13 protein-coding genes and 1 tRNA gene are annotated in these 16,409 nt (G+C 66.5%); 5 read left to right on the top strand and 9 right to left on the bottom strand.

What is annotated here, in order from left to right; translation table 11 throughout:
• Window positions 1–35: 35 nt before the first annotated feature.
• Both ABLE38_RS21110 and ABLE38_RS21115 read right to left on the bottom strand, forming a co-directional pair.
• Complete coding sequence (locus ABLE38_RS21110) at window positions 36–1,550, bottom strand: phospholipase D-like domain-containing protein (protein WP_348976228.1); 1,515 nt, start codon at window positions 1,548–1,550, stop codon at window positions 36–38.
• Window positions 1,540–2,001: a hypothetical protein gene (locus ABLE38_RS21115; protein ID WP_348976229.1), complete on the bottom strand. Its 462-nt coding sequence runs from the start codon at window positions 1,999–2,001 to the stop codon at window positions 1,540–1,542. Before ABLE38_RS21115 ends, ABLE38_RS21110 begins: the two co-directional genes overlap by 11 nt.
• 416 nt (window positions 2,002–2,417) lie before the next feature.
• Between ABLE38_RS21115 and ABLE38_RS21120 the strand changes: the two genes are divergently transcribed.
• Both ABLE38_RS21120 and ABLE38_RS21125 read left to right on the top strand, forming a co-directional pair.
• A complete protein-coding gene (locus tag ABLE38_RS21120; protein ID WP_348976230.1) occupies window positions 2,418–3,599 on the top strand; it encodes a histidine kinase in 1,182 nt (393 codons plus the stop codon).
• Window positions 3,589–4,329, top strand: a complete 741-nt coding sequence (locus ABLE38_RS21125; protein ID WP_348976231.1) for a LytTR family DNA-binding domain-containing protein — start codon at window positions 3,589–3,591, stop codon at window positions 4,327–4,329. Before ABLE38_RS21120 ends, ABLE38_RS21125 begins: the two co-directional genes overlap by 11 nt.
• Window positions 4,330–4,331: 2 nt before the next feature.
• Here ABLE38_RS21125 and ABLE38_RS21130 read toward each other — a convergent pair whose 3' ends face one another.
• A complete protein-coding gene (locus ABLE38_RS21130) occupies window positions 4,332–4,664 on the bottom strand; it encodes a UrcA family protein (protein WP_348976232.1) in 333 nt (110 codons plus the stop codon).
• Between the two features lie 363 nt (window positions 4,665–5,027).
• Between ABLE38_RS21130 and acnA the strand changes: the two genes are divergently transcribed.
• Window positions 5,028–7,697 carry an aconitate hydratase AcnA gene (gene acnA, locus ABLE38_RS21135; protein WP_348976233.1) on the top strand — a complete coding sequence of 890 codons (2,670 nt, stop codon included), beginning with the start codon at window positions 5,028–5,030 and terminating at the stop codon, window positions 7,695–7,697.
• A 385-nt stretch (window positions 7,698–8,082) separates the two neighbouring features.
• Entirely contained in the window at window positions 8,083–11,112 is a 3,030-nt protein-coding gene (locus ABLE38_RS21140) for a TonB-dependent receptor (RefSeq protein ID WP_348976234.1), read from the top strand.
• Between the two features lie 99 nt (window positions 11,113–11,211).
• Here ABLE38_RS21140 and ABLE38_RS21145 read toward each other — a convergent pair whose 3' ends face one another.
• From ABLE38_RS21145 to ABLE38_RS21155, 3 genes are read right to left on the bottom strand one after another with little or no spacing between them, the layout of a single operon-like run.
• On the bottom strand, window positions 11,212–11,679 hold the full coding sequence (locus tag ABLE38_RS21145) for an FKBP-type peptidyl-prolyl cis-trans isomerase (protein WP_348976235.1): 468 nt from the start codon (window positions 11,677–11,679) through the stop codon (window positions 11,212–11,214).
• A 9-nt stretch (window positions 11,680–11,688) separates the two neighbouring features.
• A complete protein-coding gene (gene mtnP, locus ABLE38_RS21150; RefSeq protein ID WP_348976236.1) occupies window positions 11,689–12,558 on the bottom strand; it encodes an S-methyl-5'-thioadenosine phosphorylase in 870 nt (289 codons plus the stop codon).
• Between the two features lie 3 nt (window positions 12,559–12,561).
• Window positions 12,562–13,977 (bottom strand): amino acid permease, encoded by a 1,416-nt coding sequence (locus ABLE38_RS21155; RefSeq protein ID WP_348976237.1) that lies wholly within the window; start codon window positions 13,975–13,977, stop codon window positions 12,562–12,564.
• A gap of 306 nt (window positions 13,978–14,283) precedes the next feature.
• Here ABLE38_RS21155 and ABLE38_RS21160 point away from each other — a divergent pair, with 306 nt between their 5' ends.
• Window positions 14,284–14,766 (top strand): rhodanese-like domain-containing protein, encoded by a 483-nt coding sequence (locus ABLE38_RS21160; protein ID WP_348976238.1) that lies wholly within the window; start codon window positions 14,284–14,286, stop codon window positions 14,764–14,766.
• A gap of 250 nt (window positions 14,767–15,016) precedes the next feature.
• Here ABLE38_RS21160 and ABLE38_RS21165 read toward each other — a convergent pair whose 3' ends face one another.
• The 3 genes from ABLE38_RS21165 to ABLE38_RS21175 form a co-directional block, all read right to left on the bottom strand.
• The gene (locus ABLE38_RS21165; RefSeq protein WP_348976239.1) at window positions 15,017–15,832 is read right to left on the bottom strand and encodes a glutaminyl-peptide cyclotransferase; all 816 of its coding nucleotides are present in this window, start codon (window positions 15,830–15,832) and stop codon (window positions 15,017–15,019) included.
• A 111-nt stretch (window positions 15,833–15,943) separates the two neighbouring features.
• On the bottom strand, window positions 15,944–16,144 hold the full coding sequence (locus ABLE38_RS21170; RefSeq protein WP_348976240.1) for a hypothetical protein: 201 nt from the start codon (window positions 16,142–16,144) through the stop codon (window positions 15,944–15,946).
• A 144-nt stretch (window positions 16,145–16,288) separates the two neighbouring features.
• Window positions 16,289–16,365: transfer RNA gene (locus ABLE38_RS21175), tRNA-Met, on the bottom strand.
• Between the last annotated feature and the right edge of the window lie 44 nt (window positions 16,366–16,409).

Consider the following 16,409-nt stretch of genomic DNA (forward strand, 5'->3'; position numbering starts at 1 on the left):
GCGAGTCGACGTTCAGCTGGACCGCCTGCGAACCCTCACTCCGGCAGCGGGCACCTGCCGTCGCCGATATAGGCGCCGATCTTCGACGACTCCCATAGCGGGTGCCAATATTCGCCCAGCAGCTGCTCCGCGGCCTGGGGGTTCTCGATGAGGAAGCCGAATTCCTGGTTGGTGCCGGCATGGCTCGCCAGCGGCGCGTAGATATTGTGCGAGCCGATATAGAACAGGCTGTCGTCCACCATGTAGAATTTGGCGTGGTTGGCGATGCCCGCTCCGGTCCGCCAGTGGCGTTCGCCATGGCCGATGGCGATGGTGGTCAGGTGGAAATGCCCGCACATCTTGTCGCGCGCGCCGGGCAGCCCGCGGATGCGCTGGTAGATGCGGTCCACCGTGTCGGAGAGAGGCGCCTTCGACGAATAGAGCCCCGCATCCGAATTCGACACCACCACATAGACGTCGACGCCGCGCATCACCGCAGCGGCGAGATCGGAAGCCACGCTGTCGTGCATGGTGTAGGGCCAGGTGGGGAACTGGATCGCCTGCTGCGAGATCCGGATCGAGCGCTGGGCCATCTGGAAGGCGCGCTCCCGCGCCATGTCGCTCCATTGCTCGGTATCGCCGCGCTGCCAGATGTCGCCGAACGCTGCCATTCCAGGGATCCAGCCGATGCCGGCATGCGATACCGCGAGGACCTGCAGGCCGGTGCCCGTCGCCGGCGGCAGCGCGGCCGGCGTGAACGGCATGCAGACGCTGCGCTGCAGCCAGTCGGTCGCGTTCGGAAAGGCCACCGCGCCCGTCGTCCAGAACGGGTCGCCATCCTTGGCGTAGTTGCAGGCATATTCCCACAGCTTGGAGGCATAACGCTGCGCGGAGATCGCTGCCGGCCCCTCGATCCGCATCGAAAGGTCGAACACGGGCGTATTGTTCACATAGTCGCCCGAATAGAAATTATGCCCGCCCACGATCGCGCGCGCGCCGTCCACCGTCACGATCTTCGAGTGGTTCCACGACAGCGCCGGCGTCTTGGTCTGGATCTGCGCCACCGCAAGGTTGACCGTGCCGTGCCGAAGGCGGTCGGTCAGCTCGCGGGCCAGCCGCTCGATGTTCCAGTTCTGGCGCGGATCTTCGTAGCGGCCGAACAGGATCCGCACATATAGGTTGCGATGCTCGCGATTGAGCGCATCGAGCGTGTCGCGGAGCATGTCGAAATAGGCACCGTCGGGCATCGGCCCCAGCGTGGTGATGTCGATGCTGCTCTGCGCGGTCATCATCAGGTCGTGCACGGCACGCAGATGGGCGCCGCCGTCGCCGGCGCGCGTCTGGATGATCCAGTTCGACGGCAGCACGTTGCCGTCGGTCATGCCGTACATGAATCCGGCGGGATCGATGGTGTAGCGCCCCAGTTCGCTATCGATCTGGCGCAGCTTCTCGCCGGACGCGGGCTGCGCCGCAGCAGGTGCCGCCGGCAGTGCCAGCGCCAGGATGATGCCGGCAAGACCGGCCAGCCAGCCGGTCCGCGCGAATGGCCTGCGGCCCGCCTCAGCGCTCATAGGGCGCCTGCCGGCCGACGACGTCGATCATCTCGTTGCAATTGCCCACCGGGCCACCGTTGTTGCGACATCCCTCGATGAAGAATTCGACGCAGTTGATCTCGGTCGGCACCAGCTTGGGCGGGAAGACCTTGGGCAGCCCCTGGTCGAAGCGATAGGTGTTGTTGCCGGCCGGGCCGCGCACCAGCGTCGCGTCGAATTCGGGGCCGGGAATGCCGTGCCTGCCGCAGATCGAATGCCAGACCTTGACGTGGAAGCGCACCATGTCGATGCGCGGCGTCACGTCGACGAGGACGCCGCTCTTGCTGGGCTCGCGGATGCACCGCACCTTCACGGTCTCGCGCACCTTGCAGAAGCCGGTCGGATCCGCCTGCGCCGTCGCCCCGGTCAGGAGCAGCGCGGGCCAGGTCGCAACGAACAATCCGGTCAGCGCGCCAAGATGGCTGAACAAAGCACAGCCCCGCCCGACGCGCAAAATGCCTTTCGACATTTCGACACCTCCGTCCCTATAGATACTGGATATACGCAGCGACCGGGCCACAGAGGAGCCGTATTAAGGGGTATCATCGACCACGTTTTCTTACAACGACTTGGACTCAACTGATTGCACCACAAAGGATTATTAACTTAGGTCAAGTTCCATCTCGATATTCTCCTTTGCGCTTCCCTCGGCCTCGATGAAATTGACGCTTGGCACTGCGGGCGCCCGTCCGCAGCCCGCACACCGGATCCAGCCCTGTCCCCTCCCCAGCCTCGCGAACGGCCGCACGGCCAGCCGCCGCACCCTTTTCGACAAATGTCGAACCCCGGTCGATCAACGACACGGCGCCGGCTTTCCCCGCCCTGGGCGGGAGGCTAAGCTTTGCCATGCAAGACGGGCATTCCACCGAAGCCGATTCCGCGCCCGCGCTGCCGCATCGCACCGTCCTGCTCTCGATCGGCGGCTTCTGGGCCTTTTACGGCGCGATCGTCACCCTGCGCTCGGTCGTTATCGGGCATGGCGACCAGCTCGACATGCTCGTTCGGCGGATCGGCGTCCTGCCGGTCAGCATGGCGATCACCTATCTTCTCTATCTCGCGCTCCGCCGGGTATCGACGGCGTCGCTGTATCGGACGATCGTCAAGGCCGGCCTCCTCGCGGTCCCCGCGGCGATTGCCTTTTCCGCCGTCAACTGGGTGGCGTTCGATGTGGTCGGACAGGCAAGCAAGGCGGCGGCGCAGCCCGCAACCGCCAGCGCCGCCAAGGCCGGCGGGACGATGGTCCAGGTCGGCGGGGCCGATGCCGCCATCCCCGATCCGGCAACGATCAAGATGCTCGCGGACGGCGCGGTCAACGCCTATTTCTTCTTCGCCAGCTGGGCCGCGCTGTATCTGGCGCTATGCTATGCAGCGGAGGTCGGCGCGCTGGAACGCAAGGCAGCCGCGCTGCGCGCCGCCGCCCAGACGGCGGAGCTGCGGGCGCTGCGCTATCAGGTCAATCCGCACTTCCTGTTCAACACGCTCAATTCGCTCTCTTCGCTGGTGATGGCGGGCAAGCGCGATCCCGCCGAGCGCATGATCATCAACCTGGCGAGCTTCTTCCGCGCCAGCCTGGTCGGCGATCCCGGCGAGGATGTGCGCCTGTCGGAGGAGATACGCCTCCAGCAGCTCTATCTCGAGATCGAGCAGGCGCGCTTCCCGGATCGGCTGCGCCTCGCGATCGACCTGCCCGAGGAGCTGGAGGATGCGCTCGTCCCGGGATTGATCCTCCAGCCGCTGATCGAGAACGCAGTGAAGCACGGCGTTTCGCGATCGCGTCGCCCGGTGACGATCGCCATCCGCGCCAGCCGTCAGGAAACCACGCTCCTCCTGTCCGTCCAGGACGATGGCGAGGCGATCGCGGCCGGCCCGGGCGCGGATTCCGTCCGCGGCGTCGGATTGGGCCTGCGCAATGTCGCCGATCGCATGACCGCCCGCTTCGGCGTGCAGGGCCAGCGCCGGGTGGAGCCGCATGCGCCCGGCGGGTTCCGCGTCGAACTCGCCATGCCGCTGAGCCGAGATGCCGGCTGATTCCCCGCTGCGCACGCTGATCGTGGACGACGAGCCGCTCGCGATCGAGCGGCTGGTGATGCTCTGCGCGAAGGTCCCGGGCCTGTCGCTGGTGGGAACCGCGTCGGACGGCGCGATCGCGCTGCGGCTCAGCGCGGCGCTTTCGCCCGACCTCATCCTGCTCGACATCGCGATGCCGGCGGTCGACGGCATGGACGTGGCGAAGGCGCTCCAGGAAGCAGGCGATGCGCCCGCCATCGTCTTCTGCACGGCATTTGACGGGTTCGCGGTCGCCGCGTTCGATGTCGCCGCCGTCGATTATCTGCTCAAGCCGGTGACGCCCGAGCGGCTCGAACGTGCAATTGCCCGCGCGCGCGAACGGATGCGCCGCGCCGAGGCGGAGGCCCCGGCGCGGTCGTCCTGGATCGAGGAATTCTGGGTGCCGCATCGCTCGGAGATGGTCCGCATCGCCGCCGATGATGTCGAGCGTATCGAGGCGATGCGGGACTATATGTCGCTGCATCTCGGCACGCGCAGTTTCCTGCTGCACGAGACGCTGGCCAATCTCGAGCGTCGCCTCGATCCCGCCCGGTTCATCCGTGTCCACCGATCGGCGATCGTCCGTCGCGATTGCATCGCCAGGCTACGCCATGACGGCCTGGGCGCCTGGTTCGTGCTGCTCGCCGATGGCAGCGAGCTCCGGGTCGGGCGCTCCTATCTGGCCGCGGTGAAGGCGCTCGCGGGGCGCTGAGCTCAGGGCTTTCGGCGCCCCGCAATGGCCTGGATCCGGTCATCCGCCTCCCGCACGGCCGCGGTTCGGCAGCGCCGGATGGGGGCGGGCGGCAGGACGCCCACGCGCTCATAGTCGCCGCAGACCCGGATCGCGGCCGCCCGGACGCGCGCACGCGCCTTGCGCACGCCGCTGTCGGTCGACAGGTCGAGGTCGCGCGTCGAAACGACCGCCATCGGGCGGCGATGCATCATGTCGGCGCGCATCATGCCGGCGTGCATCGCTGCATCGTTGCTCTGCGCGCCGGTCGTGAGGAACAACGACAGCGCGGCGAACCAGGAGAATTGCAATACCATCTCACCCTATCCCATGACGTCAGCGACCAGGCGGCTGACGGTTTTCGGATAGGCGGCCAGGCCCGGCCGGCGGTATCGCGCTTCGATCAATCGGCCCGGTCCTTCCCCCGGCGGCTGGCCCGGGGGACGAACGGTCGACAGCGGACGACGAACGGCAAGGCGGTGGCGCGCGCCTTGCATCGAAGGGGCAGGCATCGGCTTTCGCCGGATCGGCCACCCCTCCCCTTCCCCTCCCTCCCATCCCGCGCTAAGGCGCACGCGAATCTTCGCATTCGCAGCACTCCGGTGCGCCCGCGCGGCCTATGATAGGCTGCGTCCCCCGAGCGCCCGGGACCGGACAGACAGGGAAGGAACCCGCGCCCCATGACCGCCATCGGCAACGACACCCTCGGCACGCGTGACACGCTCAGCGTCGGCACCGCCACCTACGACTTCTTCTCGCTGCCCAAGGCGGCGAAGAAGCTCGGCGACATCAGCCGCCTGCCCTTCTCGATGAAGGTGCTGCTCGAGAACATGCTGCGCTTCGAGGACGGCGTCACCGTCACCAAGGACGATGCCCAGGCGATCGTCGACTGGCAGAAGGACGCGCGCTCGAACCGCGAGATCCAGTATCGCCCGGCCCGCGTGCTGATGCAGGACTTCACCGGCGTGCCCTGCGTGGTCGACCTCGCCGCGATGCGCGATGCGATCACCAAGCTCGGCGGCGATCCCGCCAAGATCAATCCGCAGGTCCCCGTCCACCTCGTCATCGATCACTCGGTGATGGTCGACGAGTTCGGCACGCCCAAGGCGTTCGAGGATAACGTCGCGCTCGAGTATGAGCGCAACGCCGAGCGCTACGAGTTCCTCAAGTGGGGCTCCAAGGCGCTGAACAACTTCTCGGTCGTGCCCCCGGGCACCGGCATCTGCCACCAGGTCAACCTCGAGTACATCTCGCAGTCGATCTGGTCGTCGGTCACCGGCGACGGCGCGACGATCGCCTATCCGGACACGCTGGTCGGCACCGACAGCCACACCACGATGGTCAACGGCCTCGGCGTGCTCGGCTGGGGCGTCGGCGGCATCGAGGCCGAGGCCGCGATGCTCGGCCAGCCGGTGTCGATGCTGATCCCCGAAGTCGTCGGCTTCAAGCTGACCGGCAAGCTCGGCGAGGGCATCACCGCCACCGACCTGGTGCTCACCGTCACCCAGATGCTGCGCGCCAAGGGCGTGGTCGGCCGCTTCGTCGAGTTCTACGGTCCCGGCCTGCACGCGATGACGCTGGCGGACCGCGCGACGATCGCCAACATGGCGCCCGAGTACGGCGCGACCTGCGGCTTCTTCCCGATCGACGACAAGACGCTCGATTACATGCGCCTCACCGGTCGTCCGGACGAGACGGTCGCGCTGGTCGAGGCCTATGCCAAGGCGCAGGGCATGTGGCACGACGTCAATGGCCCCGAGCCGATCTTCACGGACACGCTGGAGCTCGACATGAGCTCGGTGCGCCCGTCGCTCGCCGGCCCGAAGCGCCCGCAGGACCGCGTCAGCCTCGACAGCGTCGACGAAGTGTTCAACGGCGACCTGACCAAGGTCTACAAGAAGGACCACGCCGTGCGCGTGGCCGTCGAGGGCAAGGACCACGACATCGGCGACGGCGACGTGGTGATCGCCGCGATCACCTCGTGCACCAATACGTCCAACCCGTCCGTGCTGATCGCCGCCGGCCTGGTGGCCCGCAAGGCGCGCGAGAAGGGCCTGACCCGCAAGCCCTGGGTCAAGACCTCGCTCGCCCCGGGCTCGCAGGTGGTCACCGACTATCTCAACAAGACCGGACTGTCCGAGGATCTCGACGCGATCGGCTTCAACCTGGTCGGCTATGGCTGCACGACCTGCATCGGCAATTCGGGCCCGCTCGCCCAGCCGATCTCGGACGCGATCAACGGCAACGACATCGTCGCCGCCTCGGTCCTCTCGGGCAACCGCAACTTCGAGGGCCGCGTCTCGCCCGACGTCCGCGCCAACTTCCTCGCCTCGCCGCCGCTGGTGGTGGCCTACGCGCTCAAGGGCACGGTGACCGAGGACATGTACGAGACGCCGATCGGCGAGGGCACCGATGGTCCGGTGTTCCTCAAGGACATCTGGCCGAGCAACGAAGAGGTCGCCGGCCTGATCGCCGCAAATATCGACGATAGGATGTTCCGCTCGCGCTACGCCAACGTCTACGCCGGCGACGACCACTGGCGGAAGATCGAGGTCGTCGGCTCGGACACCTATAGCTGGCCCGCCGGCTCGACCTATATCCACAACCCGCCCTATTTCGCCGGCATGACGATGACCCCCGCCCCGGTCACCGACATCATCGAGGCCAAGCCCCTCGCCATCCTCGGCGATTCGATCACCACCGACCACATTTCCCCGGCCGGCTCGATCAAGGCGGACAGCCCCGCAGGCACCTTCCTGCAGGAGCACCAGGTCTCGAAGAAGGACTTCAACAGCTACGGCGCGCGCCGCGGCAACGACGAAGTCATGGTGCGCGGCACCTTCGCCAACATCCGCATCAAGAACGAGATGGTCCCCGGCATCGAAGGCGGCATGACGCGCTATGGCGGCCAGGTCATGCCGATCTACGACGCGGCCGTGCGCCACAAGAAGGACGGCACCCCGCTCGTCATCGTCGCCGGCAAGGAATATGGCACCGGCTCGTCGCGTGACTGGGCGGCCAAGGGCACCAACCTGCTCGGCGTTCGCGCCGTCATCACCGAGAGCTTCGAGCGCATCCACCGCTCGAACCTGGTCGGCATGGGCATCCTGCCGCTCCAGTTCGCCGAGGGCGTGACGCGCGAGACGCTGAAGCTCAAGGGCAGCGACATCTTCACGATCAAGAACGTCGCGGGTCTCCGCCCGCGCCAGGACGTCGAAGTCGAGCTCACCCGCGAGGACGGCACCAAGGAAACCTTCCTCACCCGTTGCCGGATCGATACCGTCAACGAGCTGGAATATTTCCTCAACGGCGGCATCCTCCAGTACGTGCTGCGCAAGCTCGCCGCGTAACCGGGCAGGACTTGAGACAAGCGAGGGAGGGCGGCAACGCCCTCCCTTTTTTGTGTCCGAATCGGGCGTTTCCGAACGCCCCGAATTTGCGGATTTCACGCCGGCGGCGGCCGGCGATGGCACAAAGGCGGCCCGATTGTGGCGCCGAATGGGCCCGATCGGCCTTGAAACAATATTTCCGGATTACGCGTGTGGCATTTCGGCGACACTCGAGATGGAAACACGATGGAAACATCCGTTCGCGCTGCTCCGCTGCTTTACAGGCATAAGGCGCGCTCGCATCCTCGCCCCAGCTTCATCGGCACCGTCCATAGGGGATTGGGCCAATGAGGGTTTGGGGGTTCCTCCGGTGCCTACGGCAGGACCATGGAGAGAAGGGGAAGTAATGAAAAAGAGTCATACCACGCGCCTGCGCACCAGTGCGGCGCTGTCCGCGCTCGTACTCGCGGGCTCGCTTTTCGCCGCGCCCGCGTTCGCGCAGGACACGACGACGACCACCACGACCGACACCGCTGCCGCGCCGCAGTCCAGCGACGGCGACATCGTCGTCACCGGCACGATCTTCCGCCAGTCGGACACGCACACCGCGCTGCCGGTGACGATCATCACCTCCGAGACGCTTGAGCGCGCCGGCATCACGAACGTGACCGACGCGATCCGCTCGGCCTCCGCCGACGGCGCGGGCTCGATCGGCAACGGCTTCACCAGCGGCTTCTCGGCCGGCGGCGCCGCGGTTTCGCTGCGCAACCTCGGCGTGTCGTCGACCCTGGTGCTCGTCGACGGCCTGCGCTCGACCAACTTCCCGCTGAACGACGACGGCCACAACGCCTATGTCGATCTCAACAGCATCCCGCTGGTCAACGTCCAGCAGGTGCAGGTCCTCAAGGACGGCGCATCGTCGCTGTACGGCGCGGACGCGATCGGCGGCGTGGTCAACATCATCACCCGCAAGCACATGACCGGCATCGAAGGCGGCATCGAAGGCGGCGCGACCGAGAAGGGCGACGGCGCAAAGTACCGCGCGAAGCTGCTCGCCGGCTTCGGCGACTATGACGCCCAGGGCTTCAACGTCTATATCGGCGGCGACTACGAGTATGACGGCCGCATCAACGCCGCCTCGCGTGGCTTCCCGTTCAACACGCTCGATCTGCGCTCGATCGGCGGCGTCGACAACAACCGCGCGGACGACACGCTCGGCACCGCGACGACGGACGCCGTGGTCACCCGCGTGACGCAGACCGATCTCAACAACCCGCTCGCGGGCTCGGTCTCGAACGCCACCACCCCGGCGCTGTTCACCTCGCTGACGCCGCTGGCGAACTGCCAGTACGGCACCTATTCGGAGAACACTTCGGCACGCGTCGGCACCGCCTGCGCGCACGACCTCACGCGCGAATATGCGCAGGTCTCGCCGCTGCAGGAGCGCTATGACGCGGTTGCCCGCGTGAGCTTCCGCCTGGGCGACAATGTCGAGGGCTATGTCGCGGGCAGCTATGCGCATGACCGTGTCGACATCATCTCGCCGCCGCGCGCGATCCGCCAGGTCCAGGCATTCGGTGGCGCCCCGGCAACCGCGACCAGCAACCCGGGCATCGTGCTGCCGGTCTATATCTGCTCGTCGGGCGTCAACTGCTCGACCGCCGCGGATCGCCAGCTCAACCCGAACAATCCCTATGCGAACGCGTATCGCCTGGACCCGGCTAACGGCGCGGCGCGCCTCTACTACCTGTTCGGCGACGTCCGTTCGGGCCTGACGCGCACCAACGAAGTGTTCCGCATCACCGGCGGCCTGCACGGCACCGTTGCCGAGAGCTGGAACTGGAATGTCGAGGCGGGCTATTCGCGCGACAACCTCGACAACACCATCTACGGCTACGCCAACCTCGCCGCGCTGGTGAAGGCGATCAACACCGGCTCGTACAACTTCGTCAATCCGAGCCTCAACTCCGCCGCGGTCCGCAACGCCGTGCTCCCGCCGATCACCGCGCTCTCGAACTCGAGCGAGCTGACCGTCGATGCGTCGCTCAGCCACAGCTTCTTCACCCTTCCGGGTGGCGATGTGCAGCTCGCGATCGGTGGCCAGTACCGCAAGGAAAAGCTGACCAACAACAGCGCCAACCCGAACCTCGACGTGCCCGGTCTCTCGACCGCGCAGGCCTATGGTGACCGGTCGGTCTGGGCCGGCTATTTCGAGCTCGACGTGCCCGTGCTCGACTCGCTCGATTTCAACGTGTCGGGCCGTTACGATCACTATTCGACCGGCATCGGCCACTTCTCGCCCAAGGCGACGGCGAAGTTCCAGCCGATCAAGCAGCTCGCGATCCGCGGCAGCTACTCGGAAGGCTTCCGTGCACCGACCTTCGCAGAATCGGATCCGCGCAGCTCCTATTCGGGCTTCGTCGGCTACACGCCTGCGACGGCACAGCCTGCCTTCGCCGCGGCGCACGCTGCCAACCCGGCATATTCGGCAAACTACAGCCTCGGCCGTGGTTATGTCGGCAACGCCGCGATCGAGCCGGAGACGGCGCGCAGCTTCACGCTGGGCACGATCTTCGAGCCGACGCCCTGGCTGAGCTTCACGGCTGACTATTTCAACGTGAAGAAGTCGAACCTGATCGTGACCGGCCCGCAGACGTCCGACGCGATCAACGCCTACTACTCGGTCGCCGGCCAGACCTTCGCTTCCGCTGCGGCTGCAGCGGCTGCGGGCTGCGCCAAGGTTGCCGCAGTCGGCACCGGCTATTCGTGCAACGTGGTCGACGGGGCCGATCCCTTCGCCCCCAACGCACTGCCGCGCCTGCTCGTCGTCAACGCTCCCTATGTGAACACGGCCTATGAGATCATCTCCGGGCTCGAGTTCACCGCTGATGCGCATATCAAGTTCAGCGACGATTTCCGTTGGGAGAGCCGCCTCGACCTGCAGGAGACGCTGAAGTACGACCTCCACCCGAAGACCGGCGCCGTGCAGCGCTACACCGGTACGGTGGGTCCGGAGGATCTGTCGTCGGGTGGCGGTACGCCGCGCTGGCGCGGCAACTGGCAGAACACGTTCTCGTACAACCAGTTCTCGCTCACCGCGACGACCTACTTCGTCGGCTCGATGAAGGCGGTTGCCGCCGACCAGGCGAGCTCGGTCAATGGCGACATCTCGTGCAAGTCGGTGGTCTACAAGGACTCCGCCGGCGGCACCGACAAGTTCTGCAAGATTCACAGCTTCCTCTACACGGACGTGAATCTGACGGTGAAGGTGAACGACAAGTTCAGCTTCTTCGGCCTTGTCGGCAACGTCACCAACTCGCGTGCTCCGCTGTTCGCCAACACGGCCTACACGGCCCAGGCGAACACGCTGACCTCGTGGCACTCGGCTGGCCTGATCGGCCGCACGTTCCGCGCTGGTGCGAACTTCAAGTTCTAATCGGCAACGCGCAAAAAATTGGGGCGGTACCTTCGGGTACCGCCCCTTTTTTGTGCCATCGGATAGCGAGGCGGCCGTGCCGCCCCGAAGGCGCCGGGCTCAGCCCGCGGCTGGAATCGCGAGCAGCTCGATCTTGAACATCAGCGTCGCGCCGCCCGGGATCGGGCCCTTGCCCTTGAAGCCGTAGCCAAGGTCCGCCGGCACCGCGATCTCGAACGTGTCGCCCACGCCCATCAGCGGCACGGCGACCTGCCAGCCCTTGATCAGCATGCCGAGCGGAAAGGTCGCGGGCTCGCCGCGGCCATAGGAGCTGTCGAACTCGGTGCCGTCGATGAAGCTGCCGGCATAGTTGAGCGTCACCGTGTCCGCCACGGTCGGGTGCTTGCCGCTGCCGTCGCCCTTGATCCGGCGCCAGCGCAGCCCCTCGGGCGTGCTGTGCCAGCCCTGCGCGCCGTTGAGCTTGGCGAGCGCGAGCATCTGCTGGCTCTGCCAGGCCATGTCCTGCGAGCGGTCGGGCGCCTCCGCATCCTGGGCGGCGAGCAGGGCAAGGGCAGCGAAAATCGACATGGGAAATCCTTAGTTGGAGAGGGCGCGGCCGGCGACCGCGTCGAGCTTGCGCAGCAGCTGCGGGTCGCGCGCATTCGCCGCGGTGATCAGCGCGAAATCGAGGCAGGTGTCGATCGGCGAGGCCGGGCGCTCCTCGGGCAGGTTCTGCAACAGGTGCATCACCAGCTTGCGCGCCTTGTCGGCATTGGCGCCGAGCTGGGCGATCACCGTGGCGACGTCGACCGCCTCCTCGCCTTCGCGCCAGCAATCATAATCGGTGACCATGCCGACCAGCGCATAGGGCAGCTCCGCCTCGCGGGCGAGCTTGGCCTCGGGCATGCCGGTCATGCCGATGATCTGGCAGCCCCAGCTGCGATAGAGATGGCTCTCGGCGCGCGTCGAGAATTGCGGGCCTTCCATCGCCAGATAGGTGCCGCCGACATGCGTCGTCGCGCCTGCCGCCTTCGAAGCCTCCGCCGCCAGCGCGGAGAGCCGCGGGCAGACCGGATCGGCCATCGAGACATGCGCGACCATACCTTCGCCGAAGAAGCTCGAGGGCCGGCCCTTGGTCCGGTCGATGAACTGGTCGGCGATGGTGAAGGTGCCCGGCGCGCGCTCCTCGGCGAGCGAGCCTACCGAGGAGATCGCGAGCACGTCGGTCACGCCCAGGCGCTTCAACACATCGATATTGGCGCGGACGTTGAGGTCGGACGGCGAGACGCGGTGGCCGCGGCCGTGGCGCGGCAGGAACACCACGCGGACATGGCCGACACGGCCGACGAAGCAATCGTCGGAGGGCTTGCCCCAGGGGCTCTCGGTCGAGATCCACTCGCCATCCTCGATGCCCTCGACATCGTAGAGACCCGATCCGCCGATGATCCCGATCGTCCAGCCACTCATTGCCTACCCCTTTGCTGCGTTGCGGCGTGCATAGGCGAAATAGACGACCAGACCCAAGAGGTTCCAGCAGCCGAACCAGATCTGCGTCTTGGTCGGCAGGCTGAGGAACAGGTAGAAGCAGCCGAAGATCGCGCCGAGCCCGACCACCCAGGGCAGCGGCGTGCGGAACGGGCGCACCATCTCCGGCGCGCGGCGGCGCATCACCAGCAGGCACAGGCCCACCGCGGCAAAGGCGGTCAGCGTGCCGGCATTGGCGAGCGCGGCGATCTCGTCGATCGGCAGGAAGGCGGCGAACAGGCTGACCACGCAGGCGGTGAAGATCGTGATCCGCACCGGCGATCCGCGCTTCGAGACCTTGGCCAGGCTCTGCGGCAGCATGCCGTCGCGCGCCATCACGAAGAAGATCCGGCTCTGGCCGAACAGGAAGCCCAGGATCACCGTGGGCAGCGCGATGATCGCGCTCAGCGCCAGGAACTTGGCGACGCCGGGCTGGCCGATCTCGCGCAGGATCAGCGCCAGCGGCTCGGGGCTGTCGGCAAAGCGGGTATAGGAAAGCGCGCCCACCGCGGCGACCGCGACGATCATGTAGATCGCGACGCAGACGATCATCGAGCCGACGATGCCGATCGCCAGGTCGCGCCCGGGGTTCTTCGCCTCCTCCGCCGCGGTGGAGATCGCATCGAAGCCGTAAAAGGCGAAGAAGATGATCGCCGAGGCGGCCATCACGCCGCGCTCGACTCCACCTTCGGTCATGTGCTTGGCGAAGCCGAACGGGGCGAACGGATCGAAATTGGCCGCGTTGAAATAGGGGAGCGCCACCGCGACGAACACCGCGAGCGCGATCAGCTTCACCACCACCAGGATCGCGTTGATCGTCGCGCTCTCGCGGGTGCCGAGGATGAGCAGGCTCGAGACCAGCCAGACGACGAACAGCGCCGGCACGTTCACGCCCCAATGCGCGATGTGCCAGCCCAGCATCTGCGGGCCGTGGGTCAGCTCGGGCGGCACGCCCAGGCCGGAGAGGAAGGGCGTCGCATAGCCCGACCAGCCCACCGCCACGGTCGCCACCACCAAAGTATATTCGGCGAGCAGGCTCCAGCCCACCACCCAGGCGACGATCTCGCCGAGCGAGGCATAGCTATAGGTATAGGCACTGCCCGAGGCCGGGATCATCGTCGCCATCTCGGCATAGGCGAGCGCCGCGCAGGCACAGATCGCCCCGGCGACGACGAAGGACAGGATCACCGCCGGCCCGGCCCGGTCCGCCCCCACGCCGATCAGCGTCAGGATGCCGGTGCCGACGATCGCGCCGACGCCGAGCGCGACGAGGTGCGGCCAGGACAGCGTGCGCGCGAGCCGATGCTCGGGCGGCCGGTCCTCCGCCGCGACGATCTGCTTCAACCGGAACAGGCTGGCCATTCGATATCCCCTCTCTCGTTGCAGAGAGGTGTAGCGCGGCGCCGGACCGGCGCAACTTTGTTTCGTGCTGCGTCAGGGGCTTTCAATGTAGGATTTTGCGTGGTTACGTCATGGGCATGTCGATCGACTCGCACTTCGCCCGTTTCAGCCGGCGACGCGCGAGCGGCGGCAAAGTGAAAGAATGTTGGGCGACTCCCTTCACTTTGCCAGCGCCGACATTGCCGGTCCGCCGCCCTGCCCCGTTCAGCGCAGATGCAGCCGCGAGTAGCAATCGTTGCGCTTCCGAACCCGCCTGGGAGACTCGCCATGCTGCTGCTCGCCGCCGCGCTCGCCTTCGCTGCCCCGCAGGATCCGCCCGCCAATCCGCAGATCGATTATGCCGGCTTCGCCGCGCTGACCCGCGACGTGCGTGCGCTCCGCGCCAGGCGGCTGCTCCCCTTCGACAGGTTCCAGGCCAGCGCGGCGGAGAAGGGCACGCTGCTGCTCGATGCCCGCTCGAAAGACGCCTTTGCCCGCGGCCATCTCGCCGGCGCGATCAACCTGCCGCTTACCGACTTCACCGCGGAATCGCTGGCGGCCGCGATCGGCCCGGACCGCGAGCGCAGGGTGCTGATCTACTGCAACAACAATTTCTCGAACCACCGCGCTCCGGTGCCGCTCAAATCCGCGCCGCTCGCACTCAACATCCAGACCTTCATCAACCTGGTCGGCTATGGCTATGCGAACGTCTGGGAGCTGGCCGATATCGTCGACTTCGACGATCCCAGGGTGGGCTGGGTCACGGGCTGATCAAAGTTTCCCCCCGGCCTTGGCGGGGAAGGCAACGCCCTTGCAATATAGGATTTCGCCTGCTTGCCTCTTCGGCATGCGGCGCAGCATTCTTCGCTCTAGGAAAAATAGGATCGCCCTCGCGCAATCTTGTTGCGCGATGCGGCGCCTGTCCGGGAAAGCCGCGAAAATGCCCGTCGCGCGCGCGCCCGCGCGTGAGTGTCGTGGCTTTTGGGACTTTCCGCGCCCCGACTCGGCGCCGCGCTGTTGGTTATTTGCTGCAGGCGGTCAGCTTCGCCGCATCGGCATTGTCGTTCACCGCGGCACCCTGCTTGATCTCGAACAGCTGCGGCCAGCGCTTGCCGACGACGAAGGTGCGCTTGCCCGCTTCGTCATAGGCGATGCCGTTGGGCACGATGTCGGGGTCGTCGGTCTTGGGGGCGATGCCGCTCACGTCGAGGAAGCTCTTCACCTGGCCCGACGCCGGGTCGATCCGCGCGATCAGATTGGTCTGCCAGATGTTCGCCCAGATCTCGCCGTCGATCCATTCGAGCTCGTTGAGCTTCTCGACCGGGCAGCCATTGGCGGTCACCTTGAGCGTCGAGACGGTCTGCATCGTCTTGGGATCGAGGAAGCGCAGCTCGGGGGTGCCGTCCGACAGGATGATGTTCTTGCCGTTCTGGGTCATGCCCCAGCCCTCGCCGGTGTAGCTGAACGTGTCGCCCAGCGCGAAGTCCTTGAAATTATAGGTGAAGCCGGTCTTGTCCTGCCAGGTGACCTGGTAGAGCTTGTCGCCGAAGGGCACGATGCCCTCGCCGAAATAGGGCGCCGGCAGGTCGACCTGCTGCAGCACCTTGCCCGTCGCCGGATCGACCTTGCGGATGTACGAGGTGCCCGCCTCGCCCGTGCTCTCGTAGAGCGCGCCGTCCTTGAAGAACAGGCCCTCGGTGAACGCCGTGGGATCATGCGGATGCGTCGCCGCCACCGTCACGGCATAGACCGGGATCCCGCTCGAGCGCAGGAGGAAGAACCACACGCCCGCCGCGATCACGGCAAGGGCGACGACTGCGAGGAGGATGCGCTTCATCGCGGCGGAGAAAGCCGTGCGCGGGCGCGCCTGTCAACGGCCAAGCCGTGACATTTCGCACGCACTGCGGTGAAGCCGCGACATTCGCACTTCGCCAGCGGCGAGCGGCGATCAGCGCTTGGGGGTAACCCATACCGACACGGGGACGACGACCTTGCCCGGCGCCGGCTTGCCGACCTCGACCCGGTCCGCGGTGACCAGTTCGCCGCTCTCGAGCGTGAACGACGCCCAGGGCTTGGGCATGCGGCCGAAGGTGAATTTCTGGATGGGCTGGCCGGTGGCCGAGTTCATGATCGTTGCGACAATTGCCATCGCAGGCGGATAGCGACGCCGCGGCGCCGCTGTCCAGCTTGGTTCGGACGGAAGTCGTGGACAGATTTTGGGCAATAAAAAACCCGCCACGGGGTTCCGGGGCGGGTGCTCATATTGTGCTGGGTTGTTCTTTGATCGAGCCGTTGGTTGCGGGAGTAGGATTTGAACCTACGACCTTCAGGTTATGAGCCTGACGAGCTACCGGGCTGCTCCATCCCGCGACAACCGACGAAGTTGGGATCAGGATCGGAAGGCGAAGCCTTCC

The sequence above is a fragment of the Sphingomonas sp. KR3-1 genome (assembly GCF_040049295.1).
Taxonomy (GTDB): Bacteria; Pseudomonadota; Alphaproteobacteria; order Sphingomonadales; family Sphingomonadaceae; genus Sphingomonas.